This is a genomic window from Arthrobacter sp. CAL618, from assembly GCF_000468215.1.
In the GTDB taxonomy this organism is placed as follows: domain Bacteria; phylum Actinomycetota; class Actinomycetes; order Actinomycetales; family Micrococcaceae; genus Arthrobacter_D.
In genome coordinates this window covers 1-6,887 of the sequence record NZ_ASZW01000228.1, presented here as the reverse complement: position 1 = coordinate 6,887, position 6,887 = coordinate 1, and the positions used below count along the sequence as shown (strand labels likewise).

Below are 6,887 nucleotides of genomic sequence, written 5' to 3'. Positions count from 1 at the left end.
TGTTCTGGTGCTGACCTAGAGGGTGACCTTGTCTTCAGCAGCGATCCGCTTGAAGGAGCGGGTGCCTTTGACGGCCAGATCGAATTCGGTTTCGATCTCGGCGTTTGCCTTCCAGGTGAGTTTGCTGACCACGATGGCGACGATCAGGTTGAGGAAGAAGCCGGGGACAATCTCGTACATGGTGTCGGCCAGGGGCGAGTTGCCCCAGACGAAGACCACGACCGCGCCAGCAACCATGCCGGCGAGGGCGCCAGGCATACTGAGCTTCTTCCAGTACAGGGCCAGCAGGACGGTCGGACCGAATGCGGCACCGAAGCCGGCCCACGCGAAGGCGACCAGGGAGAGGATTGACTCGCTGCGGCCGGAGGCCAGGACGATTGCGACAACAGCCACGACCAGGACGCCGAGACGGCCAAGGACAACGCCCTGCTTGTTGGTCAGGGTGCGTTTGGAGACCATGTTGTAGAGGTCTTCAACGAGTGCCGATGAGCAAACCACGAGCTGTGAGGAGATGGTGCTCATGACTGCCGCGAGAACTGCCGCGAGGATGATGCCCGCCACGAAGGGGTGGAAGAAGGCCTGCGACAGGTCGAGGAACACTGCTTCCGGATCGGTGAGTGACAGGTTCGGGTTTTGCTGGAAGTAGGCGATGCCGACCAGTGCGGTGGAGATGGCGCCGATAACGGTCAGGACCATCCAACCCACACCAATCCGGCGTCCGGCAACTGCATCCTGAGGGGTGCGCATCGCCATGAACCGAACGATGATGTGTGGCTGTCCGAAGTAGCCGAGACCCCAGGAAGCCGCCGAGATGATGGCTACCGTTGATCCGCCGGCGACGATGTTCAGGAAGGATGGATCGACCTCGCGGATGGAATCGGTCAGGCCGCCGAAGCCGCCTACCTCAATGAGACCGATAATCGGAACGAGGATCAGGGCCACCAGCATCAGCACGCCCTGGGCAACGTCGGTATAGGTTGCTCCCATGAAGCCGCCGAACAGGGTGTAGGCGATGGTGATCGCGGCGACGATGATCATGCCGACGGTGTAGTTGGAGTTGAAGGAGCTTTCGAAGAAGAGTCCGCCCGCCACCATCCCGGATGAGACGTAGAAGGTGAAGAACACGAGGATGATGATTCCGGAAACGACCCGCAGGATCCGTGACTTATCTTTCAGCCTGTTCTCAAGGAAACTTGGTACCGTAATCGAATTGTTCGAGACCTCTGTGTAGCTGCGTAGTCTTGGGGCGACAAATTTCCAGTTCAGCCATGCGCCGGCGGTCAGACCGATGGCTATCCAGATTTCGATCAGACCCGACACATAAATGGCTCCCGGTAGTCCGAGGAGGAGCCATCCTGACATGTCTGAGGCTCCGGCGCTGAGGGCTGCCACACCCGGTTTGAGTCCACGGCCGGCGAGCATGTAGTCGTCGAGATCCGAGGTCTTCCTGAAGGCATACCATCCGATTCCGAGCATGGCGCTCATATAGATCACCATCGCGATGATTTGGAATGTCTGGTCGGGCATGACGGGGTCCTCTCACATTTTTCTTGGAATTTGCTGAGTGCAGCGCCCGACTATGCCAAAGACGAGCGTTATTAGCTAATTAGGTGATAGGAATCACATGCACCAAATGTGCCCTATACCCCCTACGCCGAGTACTCAGATAGGGCGGGCCGACGGCGTTCTAAGTCGCGGCTGCCCGTCAACCACTGCGCCGGTCCCTCTGGTCGACCAGCGCAGTGGTGGTGACTTTCGAGGGGCTATCGGAATGAACCGTTAGTTTTGGAAATGCTGTCCTGCGTTGCAGCCTCATTCGTAGCCGGAAACGGAATACAGGCCTCGACCCGCCAGCCGGTGGAGGCCGCACTGACCGACGCCGACCCACCGAGCTCCTCTGCCCGATCGACTATCGAGTTGATTCCGACTCCGCGGATCCACGTCGTTACCGGGCTACCGTTATCCTTCACCGAGATCCTGAGGTCATCGGCCACCGAGATCGTGACCGTGCACGAGGTAGCATCCGAATGCCGCAGCACGTTTTCAAGCCCCTCGCTCACGATTCGGTATGTTGCCAGTTCCGTAGCTGGCGAAAGTTCAGGGACGATGTCGGGCAGGATGCCGCTAACGGAAAGCGCACGGCCAACATCTCCGTTCGCGTTCGCAATCTTTCGACGAATGGCTTCGACAAATCCAAGCCTGTCGAGTTCCATCGGCCGAAGTCCGTAGACGACGCGACGCACGTCATTGATTGACGATCGCACCTGCTGACGCAGTTCTGCCAGGTGAACCAAAGCCAGGTCCGGATCGTTCGGAATCAGATTGTACGCAGCATCGGCACGCAGAGCGATGCTCGTCAGATCCGGCCCGAGGCCGTCGTGAAGTTCGCGATGGAGACGCTTACGCTCCCACTCCCTTGCCTGCACCGTTGAGGCACGGGCAGCACGCACCTCTTCTGTCAGCTCAATAGCGTGCTGGGCAACCGCCAGCGGCGCGGCAATCAGGGAAAGCACCCGCAGGTCTGAGTCATGCAACTTCCACTCGCCGCGACGTAATCCGACAAGGAGAGTCGCGCGTTTCTTGCCGCGATAGCGCAGGGGAACGGCGGCCAGCCGGGCATGGTCCTCCAACTCCCCGGATGAGGCGATCAGCGTGGCATCCGACTCCTTCTTGACGGCAAGGTAGGGCAATCGGAGGTCGGCTCGGGCGCCGTCAAGGAGGGCGCTGAGGTCATCGCCGGAGCCCTGTATGCGGTCAGCCACCTTCAACGCAGTGCCAGCGATGTCAGCCCTGGAACCGTAAAATGCCCGACTGATCAGCCGATGGAGAAGCAGCCTCACTGGATTGAACGCGATGGCAACGAGGATAACCGCCAGAGTGGCGGCTTCCAGATCGTTCTCAGAGGGGAACAGCAGGGCAAAGGCGCCTACTATCGCGCCATACACCACGATTGTCGTGGCCACTGCCAGCGTGTATACGAGGGTACGAGACAACACCAGCCGGATATCAAGTAGGCGATAGCGCACAATGGCGATAGCAACCGCAACGGGGATAAGGCCGATACTGAGGAGGAGCAATATGGGCCCGTCGCCAGTGATCCATCGTTGGGAATTGAGTAGACCGACGGCGACAACGGCGAGGATAAGCCAGAGCAACTGGCGCCTGGCTTCTTCGCCACCCCTTCTGTAGCGCACAACGAGTGAGACCGTGACCAGGGCAAACAATGCTGCGCTCACGAGATTCAGTGCAAGTTCCACCGGCTCGGGGGCGCGATAGCCAGACGAAAGCACCGATACCGTTGCTGAGCTCCCCAGCAGGGACTCGGAGGACAACGCAGCAGCGGTGACGTTGTACCCGGTGGTGGCTATGATCGCCGCTGCCACCGGCATCCACCGGCGAGAAAGGAGCTGTCCGGTCGGAAAAAGTAACAGAGCCAGGAGGAACAGGCCGGGGATGCCGATGATCCAGCCAGCGTGGAACAGCGTTGTCAGGGTCCGGGTCAAGAGTGTTGGCCACCCGGCAGCTGTGCCGAGTAGTAGCAAGACCGCAACGGTTGCGCTCAGCAGGTGGCCGCTCCCACAGGCAAGGAAAAGCCAACCAACGGCGTTCGAGGGACGGAACCATCCGATGAGGCTTCCCGATCCGAGCAAACTGATGCCGATCGTGATGTTAGTTAAGGTGTAGCTCTCGACCAGAAGGTCTGAACCTGTGCCAGAACCTATTGCCGCAATCACGACGAAGACGACCATCAAGGCACCAATACCAGCGATTGCAGTGACCGCTCGCCGACCATGCGGTTCACCCGGTATTGGGAGGACCGAATCGTGAACCACCGAAAGCTCAGACACTACGGCCCAACCCGGCCTCTCGAGCGAGGACGATCGCCTGGCTCCGAGTCGCCACTCCGAGTTTGTGAAAGATCGATGAAACGTGATTTCCTACGGTCTTGGGAGCGAGCTGCAGACGGCGGGAGATGTCCTCATTGCCGATGCCCGCTGCGATGAGATCTAGCACTTCACGCTCACGGAGGGTGATCTGCTGCAAGGGGATAGCGGCCGACGGCGACGCACGGCGGCCCAGCGCTCCTGCCACTACGGCGCTGCTGAATATTGCCTCTCCGGCGGCAACCGCTCGGATGGCTCGCTCGATCTCCTCTTGTTCGGCTCCCTTCACCAGGTAGCCGCGAACTCCGGCCTGGATGGCATCCACCACCATTTCGTCGTCGTCGAACATGGTCAGAATGAGAATCCCGACGCTCGGATTGTGACGCAGGATTTGCTCCGCGGCCTGAATGCCGCCCAGATCGGGCATGCGCAGGTCCATTACGACGACGTCGGGGGTCAGCAACGCTGCTTCCCGCACAGCCTCACGCCCGGACCCCACCTGACCAACAACCTCCATGCCACGGAAGGTGCTGAGGAGTGCGTTAAGACCATGACGCACCACGGGATGATCATCCGCGAGCAGCACCCTGATGACGTCTGGATGCTGACGGGAGCTTGCCATGGTCTGATTATGCACTCCTGAAGTCGGGGTGGGTAGGGTGTGTGCCCCCAGGGCGACCGGGCAGAAGTTCCTGCCCGAAATCGGGATAGGGGGGCTGATCCTCATCCGCCTGTTGCATGACCCAACGATGCTGGGAGTAGGCAATCATCAGTTGCCCGCCCGCACTGCAGGCTTCATCCCATCGGAAAGATCCCATCATGTCCCCCGAATCCCACCAGGCTGCCCTTCCACAAGCAACCTCCGTGACCACCCGGAAGCCGAAGGTGCGAAGGGTTCGCGACTATCGCACCTTCGACCGAATGCTTGCGGCTATTCTCTTGCCTCTCGGCCCCATCGCAGTGTCATTTATTCGGTTCCTTCTGCCTGGAGCTCCGGTGGGCGAAACCATCGCCGTGAACCAGGCTGTGCAGCAAACCGTTCTCTGGTTGGGGGTCGTTGCGTTGTTCACTCTCCTGCCTGGAGCGTGGGCAGCTCTGCAACTGACGAGGAGACACCGCCCAGGCCTCTCGCTTGCAACCGGCGTATTTCTCATTCCCGGGTATCTTGCACTGAGTGTTTTGACGGGGATGGATGCCGCGCTGCTGGCGGCCACCAAAATTGGGCTGACGCCAGAGCAAGTCAGTGCGCTCAGTGATGAATTGCTGAGTCTTCCGAGTCAGGACTTGCTGCTGACGGTCTTCATCATCGGGCACATAGTCGGAGTCGTCCTGCTGGGTATCCTGTGTTTCCGAGCCCGGCTGATGCCCCGAATTGTCGCGCTCCTGCTGATTATCTCCCAACCGCTCCACCTCTTTGCTGTTATCACCGACATTCGGTGGGTTGATCTTCTCGCCTGGAACCTCACGACGCTTGGGATGGCGTTCCTCGCCTGGAAGCTGTTAAGAACGCCGAATGACAGCTGGGAGCTGGGACCGCACTCCCACGATTCGTCCCGCTAAAGCAACGCGGGTCATATCCTCTCGAGCGCGTCAAGTAGCCCGTTGTTCGACGCCTCGGCGACCACAGCATGCCCGAGTCGTTCCGCCGACTCGCGGTACACAGGTGATGCGAGAATCTCTGCCACTGCCCGCGCGATCCGCTCTACTGGCGCCCGGCGCGGGACCGCGATTCCCGCACCCCTGTCAGTCACACGGCGAGAGTTACCCGCCTGATCGCGGCCGTGATGGAGGATCACCATCGGCAGTCCGGCGGACAGGGTCTTGATCACTGTTCCATGGCCGCCATGAGTGATGACTAGTGAGGCGTCGCGCAAGATCGCGGTGTGGGGCGCTGAGTTCACAACTATCACATTCGTCGCCGTGCGCAGGGCACTAGGGCGAATTGTCGGTCCAGTGGTGACTAGTCCGCGCACTGGGAGCGTGGCGAGAGCGTCAACGATTCTCTGCATGCAGTCGATCTGGTTTTGGAAGGTAGAAGACAGGGCGACCAGCACCAGGGGAGCTCCCCCCTCTGGAGGAGTCCAGGGTTCGTCGACAGCCCAAGCCGGGTCGTCGAGGATAGGGCCGACGTAGCACGCGTTGGCTGGCAGGTCGGCAGGGAAATCAAAAGCCTGCGAAGTGAGCACTAGCTGTCGCCGGGCGTGATGCAGTTGGTCCCAGACGTGTGCGACTGGCTGAAGGCCGGCTGTCGCTCGAACCGAATTGATTGCTTTCAGCGCGTAGCGGTCGAAGAGCAGTGTGCTTCCCGCGTTCGCAATCCGGTCCCGGAGGCGACCCAGTGGGCCGTGTGCGGGAGCCAGACCGCCGCCGAACGGCGGCATCCCCGGCGCGGGAAGCGGGTAGGCATTCGGGATAAGTACGTCGAAGGGCACACCCCGAGCCTCCGCCGCGATCATCGCGCCGAGGGCGGGAAAGGAGGTGAGGACGAGATCGGGGCGAGTCGTGTCTACCTCTGCGGCGGTATCGGTTGCCTGGCTTGGCGCAGGACCTGTGAACATGAGATCGGCCATCGTGCGTGCGAGCGTTAGCGGATTCTTCAGCTCCCAGTCACGGAATTCGTCCGGCGCGGCCCGGGTCCAGGTTTTCAACGTCGCACCCGTGGCCTGTACCTGAGCGGTCATCGATTCATCGGCTAGCACCGTTACCCGGNGGTGACCGCGAGCAACGAGCCGACGTGCGACCCCGAGCTCAGGAGGCACAGTCCCGCCGCCATCCGTGAGGGCGAACAAATAGCAGTGACTGATTGTCATGGCCGATCATCCCACGGCGCCGTATTACCTGCCACAGCCCGGAAGATTAAAAGGGCGGGGGCATGTCGGCTGGTGGTGCTGGTGGTGGGTCTGCTGTGGTGAGGTAGGTTTCGCCGAGTGGTGAGATCGCGATGATGGTGCCGGGGTCGGGTTGTTGGTAGTGCCAGTAGCCTTCGGTTTTGAACATGTGGTG

The 6,887-nt window shown here is 60.7% G+C and carries 5 protein-coding genes; 1 reads left to right on the top strand and 4 read right to left on the bottom strand.

Features of this window, described 5'->3' with window-relative positions:
* Positions 1-15: 15 nt before the first annotated feature.
* The 3 genes from putP to K728_RS0113565 all read right to left on the bottom strand — a co-directional run bounded on the left by putP (position 16) and on the right by K728_RS0113565 (position 4,521).
* Positions 16-1,527 (bottom strand): sodium/proline symporter PutP, encoded by a 1,512-nt coding sequence (gene putP / locus K728_RS0113575; protein WP_024477055.1) that lies wholly within the window; start codon positions 1,525-1,527, stop codon positions 16-18.
* A 236-nt stretch (positions 1,528-1,763) separates the two neighbouring features.
* Positions 1,764-3,848, bottom strand: a complete 2,085-nt coding sequence (locus K728_RS0113570) for a sensor histidine kinase (protein WP_024477054.1) — start codon at positions 3,846-3,848, stop codon at positions 1,764-1,766.
* The gene (locus tag K728_RS0113565) at positions 3,841-4,521 is read right to left on the bottom strand and encodes a response regulator (RefSeq protein ID WP_443110987.1); all 681 of its coding nucleotides are present in this window, start codon (positions 4,519-4,521) and stop codon (positions 3,841-3,843) included. The genes K728_RS0113570 and K728_RS0113565 overlap by 8 nt, the downstream gene beginning before the upstream one ends.
* A gap of 182 nt (positions 4,522-4,703) precedes the next feature.
* Here K728_RS0113565 and K728_RS0113555 point away from each other — a divergent pair, with 182 nt between their 5' ends.
* Positions 4,704-5,444 carry a hypothetical protein gene (locus K728_RS0113555; protein WP_024477051.1) on the top strand — a complete coding sequence of 247 codons (741 nt, stop codon included), beginning with the start codon at positions 4,704-4,706 and terminating at the stop codon, positions 5,442-5,444.
* Between the two features lie 11 nt (positions 5,445-5,455).
* On the opposite strand, the gene K728_RS0113550 is transcribed toward K728_RS0113555, so the two are convergent.
* Positions 5,456-6,565: a glycosyltransferase gene (locus tag K728_RS0113550; RefSeq protein WP_337587503.1), complete on the bottom strand. Its 1,110-nt coding sequence runs from the start codon at positions 6,563-6,565 to the stop codon at positions 5,456-5,458.
* Between the last annotated feature and the right edge of the window lie 322 nt (positions 6,566-6,887).